This is a genomic window from Marivivens sp. ABH4_498 (assembly GCF_056160585.1).
The window spans coordinates 562,263-577,443 of sequence record NZ_JBSWXL010000002.1 but is presented as its reverse complement, the minus strand read 5'-3'; the positions used below and the strand labels follow the sequence as shown (position 1 = coordinate 577,443).

The 15,181-nt window shown below is 55.1% G+C and carries 16 protein-coding genes; 11 read left to right on the top strand and 5 right to left on the bottom strand.

The features are described from left to right. Positions 1-24: 24 nt before the first annotated feature. The 3 genes from ACXAGA_RS07020 to ACXAGA_RS07010 are packed head-to-tail and all read right to left on the bottom strand — an operon-like array spanning position 25 to position 3,525. Entirely contained in the window at positions 25-1,425 is a 1,401-nt protein-coding gene (locus tag ACXAGA_RS07020) for a sensor histidine kinase (protein WP_475116761.1), read from the bottom strand. Positions 1,426-1,444: 19 nt separating this feature from the next. Beyond that, entirely contained in the window at positions 1,445-2,809 is a 1,365-nt protein-coding gene (locus ACXAGA_RS07015) for a dihydrolipoyl dehydrogenase family protein (RefSeq protein WP_475116760.1), read from the bottom strand. After that, the gene (locus ACXAGA_RS07010; RefSeq protein WP_475116759.1) at positions 2,806-3,525 is read right to left on the bottom strand and encodes a TVP38/TMEM64 family protein; all 720 of its coding nucleotides are present in this window, start codon (positions 3,523-3,525) and stop codon (positions 2,806-2,808) included. Before ACXAGA_RS07010 ends, ACXAGA_RS07015 begins: the two co-directional genes overlap by 4 nt. A gap of 255 nt (positions 3,526-3,780) precedes the next feature. On the opposite strand from ACXAGA_RS07010, the gene rpmH reads away from it, so the two are divergent. From rpmH to ACXAGA_RS06960, 10 genes are all read left to right on the top strand, one after another. Continuing rightward, on the top strand, positions 3,781-3,915 hold the full coding sequence (rpmH, locus tag ACXAGA_RS07005; protein WP_086450726.1) for a 50S ribosomal protein L34: 135 nt from the start codon (positions 3,781-3,783) through the stop codon (positions 3,913-3,915). Between the two features lie 20 nt (positions 3,916-3,935). Then, positions 3,936-4,331: a ribonuclease P protein component gene (rnpA, locus tag ACXAGA_RS07000; protein WP_475116758.1), complete on the top strand. Its 396-nt coding sequence runs from the start codon at positions 3,936-3,938 to the stop codon at positions 4,329-4,331. After that, on the top strand, positions 4,328-4,564 hold the full coding sequence (gene yidD, locus ACXAGA_RS06995) for a membrane protein insertion efficiency factor YidD (RefSeq protein ID WP_475116757.1): 237 nt from the start codon (positions 4,328-4,330) through the stop codon (positions 4,562-4,564). Before rnpA ends, yidD begins: the two co-directional genes overlap by 4 nt. 9 nt (positions 4,565-4,573) lie before the next feature. After that, positions 4,574-5,443, top strand: coding sequence for a tRNA 2-thiocytidine(32) synthetase TtcA (gene ttcA / locus ACXAGA_RS06990; protein ID WP_475116756.1), 870 nt, complete (start codon positions 4,574-4,576; stop codon positions 5,441-5,443). Positions 5,444-5,503: 60 nt separating this feature from the next. Then, on the top strand, positions 5,504-7,015 hold the full coding sequence (locus tag ACXAGA_RS06985) for a putative bifunctional diguanylate cyclase/phosphodiesterase (protein WP_475116755.1): 1,512 nt from the start codon (positions 5,504-5,506) through the stop codon (positions 7,013-7,015). Between the two features lie 102 nt (positions 7,016-7,117). Then, positions 7,118-8,893 (top strand): membrane protein insertase YidC, encoded by a 1,776-nt coding sequence (gene yidC / locus ACXAGA_RS06980; RefSeq protein WP_475116754.1) that lies wholly within the window; start codon positions 7,118-7,120, stop codon positions 8,891-8,893. Then, on the top strand, positions 8,890-9,642 hold the full coding sequence (locus tag ACXAGA_RS06975; protein ID WP_475116753.1) for an MOSC domain-containing protein: 753 nt from the start codon (positions 8,890-8,892) through the stop codon (positions 9,640-9,642). The genes yidC and ACXAGA_RS06975 overlap by 4 nt, the downstream gene beginning before the upstream one ends. Continuing rightward, on the top strand, positions 9,643-10,293 hold the full coding sequence (yihA, locus tag ACXAGA_RS06970; RefSeq protein WP_475116752.1) for a ribosome biogenesis GTP-binding protein YihA/YsxC: 651 nt from the start codon (positions 9,643-9,645) through the stop codon (positions 10,291-10,293). Positions 10,294-10,317: 24 nt separating this feature from the next. Further along, positions 10,318-11,211 (top strand): acetylglutamate kinase, encoded by an 894-nt coding sequence (gene argB / locus ACXAGA_RS06965; protein ID WP_475116751.1) that lies wholly within the window; start codon positions 10,318-10,320, stop codon positions 11,209-11,211. Further along, on the top strand, positions 11,204-11,842 hold the full coding sequence (locus ACXAGA_RS06960; protein WP_475116750.1) for a ferredoxin: 639 nt from the start codon (positions 11,204-11,206) through the stop codon (positions 11,840-11,842). The genes argB and ACXAGA_RS06960 overlap by 8 nt, the downstream gene beginning before the upstream one ends. On the opposite strand, the gene glpD is transcribed toward ACXAGA_RS06960, so the two are convergent. Beyond that, a complete protein-coding gene (gene glpD, locus ACXAGA_RS06955) occupies positions 11,832-13,391 on the bottom strand; it encodes a glycerol-3-phosphate dehydrogenase (RefSeq protein ID WP_475116749.1) in 1,560 nt (519 codons plus the stop codon). The two genes, ACXAGA_RS06960 and glpD, sit on opposite strands and share 11 nt — an antisense overlap. 165 nt (positions 13,392-13,556) lie before the next feature. On the opposite strand from glpD, the gene ACXAGA_RS06950 reads away from it, so the two are divergent. Further along, a complete protein-coding gene (locus tag ACXAGA_RS06950) occupies positions 13,557-14,327 on the top strand; it encodes a DeoR/GlpR family DNA-binding transcription regulator (RefSeq protein ID WP_475116748.1) in 771 nt (256 codons plus the stop codon). 54 nt (positions 14,328-14,381) lie between these two features. Here ACXAGA_RS06950 and ACXAGA_RS06945 read toward each other — a convergent pair whose 3' ends face one another. After that, positions 14,382-15,173 (bottom strand): amino acid ABC transporter ATP-binding protein, encoded by a 792-nt coding sequence (locus tag ACXAGA_RS06945; RefSeq protein WP_475116747.1) that lies wholly within the window; start codon positions 15,171-15,173, stop codon positions 14,382-14,384. Positions 15,174-15,181: the final 8 nt, after the last annotated feature.

The window sequence follows — 15,181 nt, the reverse complement described above, 5'->3', positions numbered from 1 at the left end:
CCGCAAGAGCGAAAGTGAAAGTTTTTACATTTCTTTCGCAGAAAGTTTGATTTCGGCCTTTGGCAGGGTGATGACAAAGGTGGTTCCGGTTGAATCCGTGGACCGCAATTCCAACTTACCGCCATGTCCGCGCACCAATTCAGAGGCGATGACCAGCCCCAGACCTGACCCGCCTTTGGTTGCACCACCTTGAAATGCTTGGAAAAGATGGTCCTGCGCGCGTTTTGGCAGACCGGGGCCTGTGTCCGACACGCGAATCTGCCATGCTTCATCGGCATCGGTTGCGCAGATATTGATTTCGCCTGATTTGCCCGTCGCCATGATTGCCTGACGCGCGTTACGGACAAGATTCGAGATGACTCGGTAGATCTGTTCGCTGTCGGCGCGCAGCATCAGGCTGGATGGCACGTCTTCGGAAAATGACAGGTCATAATCCCCCGCCGACAAGCGTTCGCTGTCGATCACATCGCTGACAATGCTGGACAGGGAAAACCGTTCCAGTTTGGGCGGGGCTTCTTCGGCGCGTCCAAAGGCCAGGGTGTTTTCACACAGATGCACCGCGCGGGTAATCGAATTCACCAGTTTTGGCGCAAGGCGTTGGACGACAGGATCGCTGGAGACCTCGATCCTATCGGTGAACAACTGCGCGGACGTCAGGATGTTGCGCAGATCGTGACTAATCTTCGCCACGCCTTCGCCTAGCTGCGCCAGACGGTCCTTTTGGCGCAAGGCGCTGGTCAACTGCGTCTGCATGGATTTGAGCGCCTCTTCGGCCTCGCGCAGTTCGTTAATGCCTGCGGATGGTTCGATAATGCGGCGCGCGTCTTCGGGGCTGTCAGCATATAGGGTGATGTGACGCACCACGCCGCGAATGGGTTTCACCAGAAATGCCCGAACGGCGACGAACAGCAAGAGGGCCGTGATCACCGAAATGACGGCGGACAGCACCAGAATGTTCAAACCGTATTCGATCATCGCGTCGCGCAGGGGCCCCTGCTCCATTGTGACTTCGATCAATAGGCCGCCATCTTGCACCGGGTTGCCGATAATACGGATGATCGGGTTCGCCGTGTTGGTCAGCACCATAATCGCATCGCGGATCAGCGCCACAGCGCCGGGGTCGCGCATATCATAAGTGGATTCGATCTGGGCAGGGATGGGCGATGACAGGACCAATTGGCGGACTTCGTCGCGGCGCAAAACAACGTTGAACACACCCGCATTTTCCAACAGCTCTGATTCCAGATCGGTCGAAATCATATCGTCCGCCAATAGCGCCAACGACGCGATTTGCGCACGTTCCAGCCGCAGCAGCAGGTAATCCTGACGGAAACGCGCCACCGATGGCAGAAAGATAAACACCTCTGCCAGCATGACAAAAATCACGGTGAGGATCAGGAAACGCCCTGATAGAGTTCTAAACATGCCCCCTCCGGTTTTTAGGTCAGGGCAGGAACCGCTGCACCAACCCCACAACCCGTTTCACAGTCGGATTTTCAAATAGCTTGGGGGTAAAATAGGCACTTGCGGCGCGTTTGTTAATCTCGGCCATGGTGGGATATGGCAAAACAGTGTTGGAAATCGCAGAAAGTTTCAGATTGTTGGCGATCGCCATAGACCACATCGCAATCATTTCGCCTGCATCTGGACCCACGATTGTCACGCCAACTGGACGGCCTTTGACCACCATCACCTTGATGAACCCAGTGGTCTGGCCGGTGGCAATCGCGCGATCGGACCCTGTATATTCTGCGCGGGCCACTGCCACTTTTGCCCCATATTCTTTGCGTGCCTCGTCTTCGGTTGGACCGATCTGGGCCAATTCAGGGGCCGTATAGGTCACGCGGGGGATGTGATCCGTTTTCGCCTTTGCGGGCAAAGCCAGCAGCATCGACCGAATAATGACACCTGCATGATATCCAGCCAGATGGGTGAATTGCAGCCCGCCCGCGACATCGCCTATCGCATATACCTTTTTATTCGACATCGACCGCAGATCATCGCCGACAGTGATCCCTTTGGCGGTATGCGCGACGTTGGCATTGCGTAGGTTTAAACGGTCAATATTGACCTTGCGGCCCGCTGCGACCAACAGATGGCTGCCGGTAATCGCGCCATTCGACGTATAAACCGTCACGCCATTTTCATTGCTAATCCGCTCTACGGCTGTGCCTTCGTGGATCGTGATCCACTGGTCACGCAGCGATTTCACGACCACTGCGCGGGCGTCGACATCTTCGCGGCCCAACGCCTGAGCAGCCTCTATCACCGTGACCTCACATCCCAATCCGCGGTGCGCCTGCGCCATTTCCATTCCGATTGGGCCACCACCGATGATGATCAGATGCTTTGGCTTTTCAGGCAGATCAAAGATCGTTTCGTTGGTGTGTGCAGTCACACTGTCAATGCCATCAATCGGCGGCACCACGGGCGCAGACCCCGTCGCAATCACAAACCGTCGCGCACGTACCCGCGTATCGCCAGCCTGAACGATGTTCGGTGACACGAAATGGGCCCAGTCGCGAATAACAGTGCAGCCCAAACCTTCGAACCGATCTTGACTGTCGTGTGGTTCAATCGTCTCAATCGTGGAACGGACATGGGCGATCGCATCTGCATAGGGCATGCCGGATCGCGATGCGTGCAACAACGCCTTTGACGGCACACATCCATAGTTCAGACAATCACCGCCCATTTTGTGGCCTTCGATCAAAACGACCGAAGCGCCCATCTGGACCGCGCCCGCAGCCACCGACAACCCGCCAGAGCCTGCACCAATTACACATACATCGACGTTCAATTCGGTCACTGCGTGATGTCCTTTCCACGGATCATTTTGATTATTACCGGCAACACAGCCAAACAACTTAGCCCAATTAACGGCCAAAACACCGCAGGCTCAAAGATAATCCCCAAATCCGGCGTCCCGCCCCGATCAAACACCGCGCCCAGCCCAGCCCCGACCGAGGTATAGACAACCGCGCCCGGCACGATCCCCAGCGCGGTCGACACCACAAACCGATGCAAAGGCACGCCAACAAAGGCAGGGATCAAATTCGCGACAAAAAACGGAACAGCGGGCACCAGCCTGATCAGAAACAACATCGACCACTGATTGGCGTCGATGCCTTCTTTGATCTTTTTGACGCGACCTTGGCTGACATCCATTTTAGCGGCCAGACGATCACCCAGCCCCCAGCGCGCGGCCAGAAACAAAATGACAGCCCCGATTGTTGCGCCCGTGATGTTAAACAGAGCCCCCGGAAACGTGTTGAATAGAAAACCGCCCGTCAGCGTGATGATCGTCGCGCCGGGAATCGAAAACGCGGTCGCGCCTGCATAGATCGCGATGAAAACAGCGACCGATAGAATCGGCGCAGCATCGCGATAGGCAATCAACGCGTCCCGATTCTGTTTCAATGTTTCAAAAGACACGACGCCCCGCAGCATCCACGCTGCCGCAACAGCCCCCAAAACGATAAAAATCAGCGGCAATCGACGCAAAAACGGATGAGATAGGGCCATTTGGTGCCTTTATTTATAACTACTCTGCTTTATTGGACTTTTTACGTCGCGCAGAATAGACACCTCACGTCAGGTTGATCGCACCACGGCATTCACCGCGTTTTTGTAACAGAGCGCGGAAAATTATGTCGAAGTTGTAAAAAACTGGGGCTCAACCACGTTGACACAAAGCCAGAGCCGCCTTATTGGCAGGGCTTCGAATGTTATCGGCCTCGAATCCCTAGGGTTCGGCCCTATTGAACCGGAGAGAACGCGATGAAACGTACGTTCCAACCATCGAACCGTGTACGCAAAAACCGTCACGGCTTCCGCGCCCGCATGGCGACCAAAGCAGGACGTAAAATCCTGAACTCGCGCCGCGCTCAAGGCCGCAAAAAGCTGAGCGCCTAATTGGCGCAGCGGGGTCAGATATGACACCGCAACAGCATTGTGACACGACGACCGCCAAGGCAGCGCCTGTGGCGGTTTTCGTTCGCCCGCCTGTCGTCAAAAAACGGGCGGATTTTTTGCGCGCAGCGAATGCCCTTCGTCAGGGCACGACTGGATTCCATCTGCAGGCCCGCAATCGCGGTGACGCCGACGCATTTCGCGTGGGCTATACCTGTTCGAAAAAGGTCGGCAATGCGGTCGCCCGCAATCGTGCCAAACGTCGTTTGCGTGAAATCGCGCGTCTGGTTATGAACCAACACGGTCGCGACGGTTGGGATTACGTCCTGATCGGCCGCAAAGACGTGACCGCAGACTACGATTTCGCTCGCATGCAAAAAGACCTGATTTGGGCGCTGAAAAAGGTGCATTCCAAATGACGCCTTTGGCGTGGGTCATATCCCTGCCCGTTCGGTTCTACCGTTTGGTATTCAGCCCATGGGTCGGCCACGCGTGCCGCTATCAACCCACCTGTTCGGCCTACGCGATGGAGGCCCTGCAGAAACATGGCGGGATCAAAGGCACCTATTTGATCATCCGCCGCCTGATGCGCTGTCACCCTTGGGGTGGATCGGGCATCGACAATGTCCCTGACTGCAAACACCGCCACTAAGGTTTAGCCATGCTTGATGATGATCTGGACGATATCCACGCCCTGTTCCAAGGCGCGCCAAAAACGACCGAATTCAAAAAGCTGCGCAAACGCATTGTGCAAAACGTCCGCGAAGCGATCGAACAATACGGCATGATCGAACGCGACGCCCGCTGGTTGGTCTGTCTGTCGGGCGGCAAAGACAGCTACACGATGCTGGCGATTCTATACGAACTGAAATGGCGCGGTTTGCTGCCTGTGGACCTGCTGGCCTGCAATCTGGATCAAGGCCAACCAGGGTTCCCATCGACCGTTCTGCCCAAATTCCTAAAGGATATGGGCGTCCCGCATCGCATCGAATACCAAGACACCTATTCAATCGTTAAAGAAAAGGTGCCCGCCGGACGCACGTATTGCGCCCTATGTTCACGCCTGCGCCGTGGTAATTTGTACCGCATCGCCCGCGAAGAAGGCTGTTCGGCAGTCGTTCTAGGCCACCACCGTGACGACATTCTGGAAACGTTTTTTATGAACATGTTCCACGGGTCGCGACTGGCCACGATGCCCCCCAAACTGGTCAACGAAGAAGGCGATCTGTTCGTCTATCGCCCGATGGCGCATGTGGCCGAAATTGACTGCGAAAAGTTCGCAAAATCAATGAATTACCCGATCATTCCGTGCGACCTATGCGGATCGCAGGACGGCCTGCAACGCCAGCAGGTCAAAATGATTTTGGACCAGTGGGAAAAGAACGCTCCGGGGCGTCGCCAAAAGATGTTCAAGGCGCTGACAAACACGCGCCCGTCGCATCTATTGGATACCGATCTGTTCGATTTCAAAGGCCTTACAATTTCTGAACGAAACGATTCAGATTGTTCGGATATTCCAAAGCTGCGTTAACACCTAAGACAGCAATGTGTTCCAGATTGCCCATGTTACGTTTGGGCAAAGGATTGGAACATGCATCTGTGGCAACAACTAAAATCGCCATTCGCCGCGCTGGGGCTACGCCACTATGTCGTGCTGTTTACGGCCGTGGGGATGACAACCGTTTTCTTTGGCGGGATTGCGGCAATCATTTCAGCGCTTACTGCCGCGCTGATACTGGTTGCTTTTTCCGACAAAACATCGGCGCGGGGCGAAACAGACCCGATCACGGGGCTACTGACCCGCGATGCCATTGAAAATGTGATGTCTAACCACCTGTCCAACCTGCCCAGTGGCACCCAATGCGGCGCCATCATGTTGGAAATCGACCGCTTCAAACTGATCGAAGAACGTCATGACCGGATTGGCGTCGAAACCATTTATCGCGCGATTTCCCAGCGCCTGACGACCGTCCTTCGAACCGAAGATCAGATTAGCCGACTGGATGGCCCGACCTTTGCCGTCGCCTTGGCCCCATCGAAACGACTGGACCTAGAGGCGGCTATCCAACTGTCGTCGCGCATCCAGCATGCGATGACCGATCCCGTAGAAATCGACGGCGTGAATACGTATTTCACCGTGTCCATCGGCTTTGCCCTGTCTGACCGGATCGATAGCGTATTCGGCAGCACACTACTACAGGCCACAACCAACGCTCTGATCGAAGCCCAGCGCCATGCCCCCGCTGCGATTCGCAGCTATTCGCCCGCTATGCGCAGCCGCATCGCCAGCTGCAACAAACTGGCCCAGATGGTGACCCACGCATTGGACAAAGGCGAAATCACCGCATTTTACCAACCGCAAATCAACACGCGCACCGGACAGCTCACTGGTTTTGAAACACTGGCCAGATGGCACCACCCATCGCGCGGATTGGTTCCGCCTTCGGAATTTTTGCCTGCTTTGGCGCAGGCTGGCCAAATGCATCGTTTGGGTCACAAGATGATTGACGATGCACTGTCCGCCCTACACCGCTGGGATGCCCAAGGGTTCAAAGTGTCCCGCGTTGGGGTTAATTTTTCCAAAGACGAACTGCGCGATCCAACACTGGTCAGCCACATCGAAACCAGCCTGATCAATTACTGCCTATCCCCAGACCGTCTGGCCGTCGAAGTGTTGGAAACGGTCGTCGCTGATAACGCTGATGATGTGGTTATCCGCAACCTTGCTGGTCTGGCCGGTCTGGGCTGCCGATTGGATCTAGACGATTTTGGTACGGGCCATGCGTCGATCACGTCTATCCGCCGCTATACGGTTGAACGCATCAAAATTGACCGATCGTTTGTCACCAACATCGATAACGATGAAGAACAGCAGAAAATGGTGGCCGCCATCCTGACGATGGCCGAACGACTGGGGCTGGACACATTGGCAGAAGGCGTCGAAACCATCGAAGAACGCCGCATGCTGGCCAGTTTAGGATGCGGCCACGTGCAAGGCTTTGGAATTGCGCGCCCCATGGCACCTTGGGACGTTGATAACTGGATCCACAATTACAGGGCACAATCCGTCAGAGGGGCAAAGATCCATCAAAAGGTAGGGTAAACGGGGTGCTGCGACCCTATAAAACAGGGAAAACCGCTTGACCTTTGGGCCTATGCCCTGTTGAACCTGCCTGACCTTTTACCATGCGACACGGCGGTTCAAATGGACAATCAAAACAAGAACCTCATTCTGGCGACGGTGCTTAGCTTCGTTGTGATTACTGTCTGGTTCTTCCTCTTCCCACCAGAGGAACAATCCCCTGCGGTTGCCGAAGAAATAGCAACCGAACAACTGGCCGACCCTTCGGCGCCAGCAACAGGCACTGCAGCTGCAACCACAGCTGCGATAACGGAACAAGTGCAGGATGCACCGCGCGTTCCTGTCGAAACGCCTGAATTGACAGGTTCGATCAGCCTGCTGGGCGGACGCATCGACGACATTTCGCTGCTGAACTACAATGTTGATATGGGCAGCGATGAAATCGTTCACCTGCTGAACCCTGTCGGCGGCGACCGTGACGGCTATTACGCGGCTTTCGGTTGGTCTCCTAATGCAGGTGTCGACACAGCGGGCGTTCCTGGTCCTGATACCATGTGGTCGCTAGAGTCGGGCGAAACCCTGACGCCGGACAGCCCAATCACTTTGGTTTGGGACAATGGCGCAGGCCTGACATTCCGCAATACCTATTCGGTAGACGACAAATTCATGATGACCATCGATCAGACGGTCACCAACGCATCGGGCACCACCGCAACGATGACGCCATACGGTGTGCTGCGTCGCTTTACCGAACCTGACGACCTCAAAGGTTTCTTTGTTCTGCACGAAGGCCTGGTTCGTATGTCCGACAGCGCGCTACAGGAATTGTCCTACAAAGACATCCGCAACAGCGACGCCGCCGACCGTATCGAAGTGTTGGAATCCGGTTGGATCGGTTACACCGACCACTACTGGCTGACCACGATCATTCCAGATCAATCCCAGCCGTTCACATCGGTGTCGCGCCTGCAACCGGGCGAAGTCTATGAGGCGGACGCTTTCTTGCCGTCGCAAACACTGGCTGATGGTGCTGACGCGACCGTTTCCACCCGTTTCTTTGTTGGCGCAAAGGAATGGGAAACCCTACGTGAATACGAAAACGATCAGGGCGTCACCGGTTTCATCAACGCCATCGACTGGGGCTGGTTCTTTTTCCTGACCAAACCAATCTTCTGGCTGCTGCACAACATCAACGCTGTCATCGGCAACATGGGTTGGTCCATCGTCGCACTGACCGTTGTTCTGAAAGCTTTGGTTCTGCCACTGGCGTATAAATCCTACGTCTCGATGGCAAAGATGAAAGAACTGCAGCCGCAAATGGAACAGCTGAAAGAGGACGCAGGCGACGACCGCGCCAAACTTCAGCAAGGCATGATGAAGCTGTATCGCGACAACAAGGTAAACCCAGCATCGGGTTGTATGCCTATGTTGCTGCAGATCCCGATCTTCTTCTCTCTGTACAAAGTGATCTTTGTCACGCTGGAACTGCGCCACGCACCGTGGATCGGTTGGATCCGCGACCTGTCGGCACCTGATCCATCGTCGATCCTGAACCTGTTTGGCCTGTTGCCATTCGCAACACCTGAACCTGGCAGCATCTTCTTTATCCTGTCGCTTGGCATTTTGCCGATCTTCTTGGGTGTTTCGATGTGGCTGCAGCAGAAACTGAACCCAGCACCCACCGATCCATCGCAGAAAATGATCTTTGCGTGGATGCCATGGGTCTTCATGTTCATGCTGGGATCCTTCGCGTCGGGTCTGGTCCTGTACTGGATCACCAACAACGTGATCACCTTTATCCAGCAGTACGCGATTATGCGCAGCCACGGCCATAAACCGGACGTTCTGGGCAACATCACCTCGGCGTTCAAACGCAAAGAGGCCAAGGCCGATAAATGATCGCAACGCTGAAAAGCATTCATCGCCATCCGATCAAATCGATTGGCGTTGAAACCCTAGCAAGCGCGTCCCTGTTACAGGGGCGCGCTATGCCTTTGGATCGTATGTGGGCTGTCCTGCATAGCGCATCCAAAATTGCGCCCGAAAACGGCGTTGCCCCTTGGGCGAAAAAAACAAATTTCTTTATCGGCCGGTCCCATCCCGAATTGATGTGCGTGACCGCCGAAACCGATGGCGATACCATCACCCTGCACCACCCGCGCGCGGGTTCGGTCACCTTTGCCCCTGACACCCAAGGCGCGGCATTGATCGACTGGCTGACCGCTTTGGTGCCCGACGCGGGCCACGTACCGACCGAAATTGTGCGCGCTGGCGAAACACAGTACACCGATGAAATCGAACAATATGTTTCGGTTCTGAACACCGCATCCTTGGCGGACCTCAGCGCGAAAACAGGCCGTGATTTGTCCCCTGCCCGTTTCCGCGGAAATCTGTGGATCGACGGATGGGCGCCCTTTGCCGAAACCGAAATGATCGGCAAAACTATTAAAATCGGCGACGCCACGCTGTCGGCCCATATGCCGATCGAACGCTGCCGCGCGACGGACACCAACATTGCCACAGGCGAACGCGATATTGATATGCTGCGCGCCTTGGGCGAACATTACGACACCCGCAACTTGGGTGTTTTCTGCAAAGTAACCCAAAGCGGAACCATCGCCGTGGGTGACAAAGTCGAGGTTCTATAAATGGAAATCCCTTTCAACATTGTCGAAGAACCCGATGACATGTCCCGCGAACGCGGCCGCCTGATGTTCGCAGGCGAGGTCGAATTCGTAAAAGGCGTGGTTGCCATGAACGGCCTGCCCCCTGCCGACCGCCTAGAGGTCTGTTTTGCAGGTCGATCGAACGTGGGCAAATCCAGCCTGATCAACGCGTTGACAGGCCGCAAAGGGATCGCGCGAACATCCAACACCCCGGGCCGCACGCAGGAAATCAACTATTTCACCGTAGGCGCGGATCACTATGTCGTCGACGTGCCGGGCTATGGTTTTGCAAACGCGCCCGTCGCGGTCGTGGAAAAATGGCAAAAGCTGCTGAAAAACTATCTATCGGGTCGCCCGACCCTGCGCCGCGTTTTCGTTTTGATCGACAGCCGCCACGGCGCCAAAAAGGTAGACGAAGAAATCATGACCCTGCTGGATAAGGCAGCGGTCACGTTTCAGGTCGTGATGACCAAAACTGACAAAGTGCGCAAATCCCACCTAGAGGAATCGCTGGCAGTCACCCGCAAGGTGCTGCAAAAACACCCAGCAGCCTTCCCCGAGATTATCATGACCAGCTCGGAAAAAGGTGACGGGATTTCGACCCTGCGCGCGATTATCGCAAATTTAGACTGACCCATTTTTTGAACGGGACCGGACATGAGGAAACAAGAAATGAACCGTGACTGGATCGCAACCGCCCGGACCCTGTCCGAAGCTCTGCCCTATTTGCAGCGCTACGCCGGATCGATCGTTGTCGTGAAATTCGGCGGCAACGCAATGGGCGATGACGACGCGATGGCAGATTTCGCCCGCGACATCGTTCTGATGCGTCAGGTCGGCGTAAACCCTGTTGTCGTCCACGGCGGCGGCCCGATGATCAACGAAATGTTGGACAAACTGGGCATCGAATCCGAATTCGTGCGCGGCAAACGCGTAACCGACAAACAAACCGTCGAAGTCGTCGAAATGGTTCTGACCGGTTTGGTGAACAAACGTATCGTTCAGGCCATCATGGACGAAGGCGGTCGCGCCGTTGGTCTGTCGGGCAAAGATGACGACCTGATGGTCTGTGTCGCGGACGATCCTGAACTGGGCTTTGTCGGTAAACCTGTCGAAATGAACGTACAGGTTCTGCATGATCTGTTCGCCGCTGGCATCATCCCTGTCATCGCGCCTGTCGCGACGGGCATGAACGAAAACGAAACCTTTAACGTGAATGGCGATACCGCAGCGGGCGCAATCGCAGGCGCGCTAAAGGCGGACCGTTTGCTGCTGCTAACGAACATCACCGGCGTCAAAAACAAAGACGGCGAAGTCATCACCCAGATGACCCCTGCCGAAGTCCGCGACATGATCGCAGATGGCACCATCGCAGGCGGCATGATTCCGAAAACCGAAACCGCGCTACAAGCCGTCGAAGAAGGCGTTCGCGGCGTTGTTATTCTGGATGGCCGCGTTGCAAACGCCTGTTTGCTGGAACTGTTTACCGAACACGGCGCAGGATCGATGATCCGCAGCACCGAACCAACCGTAAAACCACGCGGTGCCTGATCTGATTGATCAGTTGGCGGAACATGGGCTCCGAATTTCGGGGCTGGTTTCGCCAACTGACACCGACCCAGTGCCTGACTGGGTCCAAAGCATAGCGCTTATTTCCCCAGCAGAGCCTGATTTCTGGTCTATCTTCACAGCCTCTGCTGAATGGCGCGATGGGAATGCGGATCCGCTGGATCGCTGGTCTAGACGGACGATTGGCCGAATTGCCTGCGATCACAGTGCCAAAGCCTATTTCCCGTTTGGCGGCCCGCCGTTCCACCCGTTTTACAGCTGGGCAATTAGGTCAGGGGCCGCAATCGCATCGCCTGTGACTTTGCTGGTCGACGGCACGTCAGGATTGTTCATTTCCTTTCGCGGCGCCATTGCACTGCGCAGCCGACCGACCGTTGCGATACCGCCACCACCCTGCGCAAGGTGCGATACAAAACCATGCCTTTCGGCGTGCCCCTGTGGGGCACTGAATGCCGCGGGCTATAACGTAGATCGTTGCCAAACCTATCTAGACAGCCCTGACGGCCAACGCTGCCTTTCGGATGGCTGCGCCGTACGACGCGCCTGCCCCGTTGGATCGGACAACCGCCCCGCAGCGCAATCGGCCTATTCGATGGCCCAATTCAAACGGTGATGTGATCGCGCATCCATTCATCCAGCGTGGCAATTTGATCCGCCGTTAGCCGCAATCCCAATTTGCTGCGCCGCCAAACGATGTCTTCGGCTGTTTTGGCAAACTCTTTATTGATCAGCCATTTGACCTCTCGTTCGGTCAGTGTTGCCCCGAAATCCATGCCCAAATCATCGAACGAATTTACGCCACGAAGGATATCAAAAACATCCGTCCCATATGCGCGCACCAGACGATACGCATGATCATGGGTCAAATAGGCATTTTCAATTTCGACTTTAGATACCAAAGCATCAAAATAGCTGACGTCAAAGTCACCTCCGGGCAATGGCACACCGGCAGTCCAACCTTTGCGATCCGAACCGAAATGATCCGTAATGTGTTTCATCGCGCTTTCGGCCAGTTTGCGGTAGGTCGTGATTTTACCGCCAAAGATATTCAACACAAAGGCACCGTCTGTTGCGTCAGCCTTTAGCGTATAATCACGGGTCGCAGCCGAGGCATTTTCCGCGCCGTCATCATGCAATGGACGAACACCAGAATAGGTCCAAACAACGTCTTCGGCCGCGATGTTCTGTTCGAAATACTGGTTCGCAAAATTGATCAGATAATCGCGTTCTTCATCCGTGCAGACCGGCGGCACGGACGGATCCGGATGATCGGCGTCTGTGGTCCCGATCAAAGTGAAATCACGTTCATACGGGATCGCGAAAATGATCCGCCCATCGGTGCCTTGAAAGAAATAGCATTTGTCGTGATCGTATAAACGTTTGGTCACGATATGACTGCCGCGCACCAGACGCACATCATCGCGGCTATCCAAATCCAACGGCCCATGGATCAGGTCACCCACCCACGGCCCCGCCGCGTTCACCAACATTTTCGCACGGATGACGTCGGTGCCGCTGGCGCCCTGAACGGTAATGTCCCAATGGTCGGCATGGCGGGTCGCGCCGATCACCTTGGTGCGGGTCATGATGTCGGCACCGCGCTGCTGCGCATCGCGGGCATTTAAAGCGACAAGACGGGAATCTTCGATCCAGCAGTCCGAATATTCATAGGCCTTTGTGAACTTTGCTTGCAGCGGTTCGCCTTCGGGCACGGCGGTCAGATCCAAAGTTTTGGTCGCAGGCAGGATTTTACGCCCCCCCAAATTGTCGTACAAAAACAGGCCCAGACGGATCAGCCACGCAGGGCGGCGCCCTTTGGTCCACGGCATGACGACGTTCAACAGTTTTGACGTCGGCGTCGTCGATTCAAACCGCATGTCTTTGTGGTAGGGCAGAACAAACCGCATGGGCCACGAAATATGAGGCATCGCCCGCAGCAACGTTTCGCGTTCAATCAATGCTTCGCGCACCAATCTGACCTCGAAATACTCTAGATACCGCAGCCCCCCGTGGAATAGTTTTGTCGAGGCGCTGGACGTCGCCGAAGCCAAATCGTTCATTTCGGCCAAACCGACAGACAAACCACGGCCAGCAGCATCCCGTGCGATACCGCATCCGTTAATGCCCCCGCCGATGATAAATAGATCAAATTCTTTGGTCACAGCGCTGCCTTTTCAAAATCGAACCAAAACGAACACCATAAATGTTCGGTTAGACTGCAAATATCATGTATTTTACAAAAATCCAGCAGCAAACGCCACTAAGCCTAGCCAAAAGGAACAAAATCGTCGAATAACGATCAAAATCGCGCGTTACGTGGGGAAAACATGGCTCAGTCTTTTCGTGCATCCGAGATTATCGATATTGCCCGCCGCGAAGGCAAAGTCACCGTCGAAGGACTGGCGGCCCATTTTGGGGTGACGCTGCAAACAATCCGGCGCGACCTGACCGAATTGGCCGATTCTGGCAAACTGGATCGTGTGCATGGCGGTGCGGTTTTACCGTCGGGCATCAACAACATTGGATACGAAGACCGCCGTACCCTGAACCAAGCCAGCAAAGTCGATATCGCCCGCAAATGCGCGCATGACATCCCCGAAGATTGTTCGCTGTTCCTGAACATTGGAACAACAACCGAAGCCGTCGCGGCAGAGCTGAAAGCACATCGCAACCTAATGGTCGTGACCAACAATATGAACGTGGCCACGACGCTGGTTGCGAATGAAACTTGTCAGGTCATTGTGGCCGGTGGGCGGCTGCGGCGCACGGATGGCGGATTGGTCGGCACGCTGACCACCGAAACCATCAGACAGTTTAAATTCGACATCGCAGTGATCGGATGTTCCGCCGTCGACGCCGATGGTGACATCATGGATTTCGATGTGGACGAAGTTGGCGTCAGCCAAACCATCATCAATCGTGCCCGCAAAGTGATACTGGTCGCCGACCATACCAAATTTCAACGATCCGCCCCTGCCCGCATCGGTACGTTGGAAATGGTCGATGCGATTTACACGGACAGGCCGCTGAACAATGAACTGATGCAGCGCTGTGATGAATGGAACACGGCCGTTATCATCTGCGAACCAACCGAATAAAAAAGGGCCGCCCGACACGACGTCAGGCGGCCCATATAATTTCTAACCCAGTGGTTAGTGACCCAAAATCTGGCTCAGGAACAGTTTGGTGCGTTCCGACTGAGGGTTGTTAAAGAACTCGGTCGGTTCGTTCTGTTCGATGATCTGGCCTTGGTCCATGAAAATCACGCGGTTCGCCACAGCCTGAGCAAAGCCCATTTCGTGCGTCACGCACAGCATGGTCATGCCTTCTTCGGCCAGTTCGATCATGGTATCCAGAACCTCTTTGATCATCTCTGGGTCCAGAGCCGATGTCGGTTCGTCGAATAGCATGATGCGTGGTTTCATACACAGCGAACGCGCGATCGCCACACGCTGCTGCTGACCACCCGATAGCTGGCCCGGGTATTTATGGGCCTGATCAGGGATCTTCACCTTTTCCAGGAAATGCATCGCTGTTTCTTCGGCTTCTTTTTTGGGAACTTTACGAACCCAAATCGGTGCCAACGTGCAGTTTTCCAGAATGGTCAGGTGCGGGAACAGGTTGAAGTGCTGGAAACACATGCCAACCTCGGACCGGATTTTATCGATGTTTTTCAGGTCCGACGACAGTTCGGTCCCGTCCACCATGATGCTGCCCGCCTGATGTTCCTCTAGGCGGTTGATACAGCGGATCAGGGTCGATTTACCCGAACCCGATGGGCCACAGATAACGATACGTTCGCCACGGTTGACGGTCAGGTTCACATCGCGAAGGACGTGAAACTGGCCATACCATTTGTTCATATTCGTGATCTGAATCGCCACCTCGTCAGAGACGGTCATGGCGCTGCGATCGATTGTACGTTCAGTTGCAAGTTCAGACATGTCAGTCT

Bases quoted from the DNA above. Each gene is read 5' to 3' on its own strand.
- ACXAGA_RS07020 (WP_475116761.1), bottom strand. From the start codon at position 1,425: ATGTTTAGAACTCTATCAGGGCGTTTCCTGATCCTCACCGTGATTTTT.
- ACXAGA_RS07010 (WP_475116759.1), bottom strand. From the start codon at position 3,525: ATGGCCCTATCTCATCCGTTTTTGCGTCGATTGCCGCTGATTTTTATC.
- rpmH (WP_086450726.1), top strand. From the start codon at position 3,781: ATGAAACGTACGTTCCAACCATCGAACCGTGTACGCAAAAACCGTCAC.
- rnpA (WP_475116758.1), top strand. From the start codon at position 3,936: ATGACACCGCAACAGCATTGTGACACGACGACCGCCAAGGCAGCGCCT.
- yidD (WP_475116757.1), top strand. From the start codon at position 4,328: ATGACGCCTTTGGCGTGGGTCATATCCCTGCCCGTTCGGTTCTACCGT.
- ttcA (WP_475116756.1), top strand. From the start codon at position 4,574: ATGCTTGATGATGATCTGGACGATATCCACGCCCTGTTCCAAGGCGCG.
- ACXAGA_RS06985 (WP_475116755.1), top strand. From the start codon at position 5,504: ATGCATCTGTGGCAACAACTAAAATCGCCATTCGCCGCGCTGGGGCTA.
- yidC (WP_475116754.1), top strand. From the start codon at position 7,118: ATGGACAATCAAAACAAGAACCTCATTCTGGCGACGGTGCTTAGCTTC.
- ACXAGA_RS06975 (WP_475116753.1), top strand. From the start codon at position 8,890: ATGATCGCAACGCTGAAAAGCATTCATCGCCATCCGATCAAATCGATT.
- yihA (WP_475116752.1), top strand. From the start codon at position 9,643: ATGGAAATCCCTTTCAACATTGTCGAAGAACCCGATGACATGTCCCGC.
- argB (WP_475116751.1), top strand. From the start codon at position 10,318: ATGAGGAAACAAGAAATGAACCGTGACTGGATCGCAACCGCCCGGACC.
- ACXAGA_RS06950 (WP_475116748.1), top strand. From the start codon at position 13,557: ATGGCTCAGTCTTTTCGTGCATCCGAGATTATCGATATTGCCCGCCGC.
- ACXAGA_RS06945 (WP_475116747.1), bottom strand. From the start codon at position 15,173: ATGTCTGAACTTGCAACTGAACGTACAATCGATCGCAGCGCCATGACC.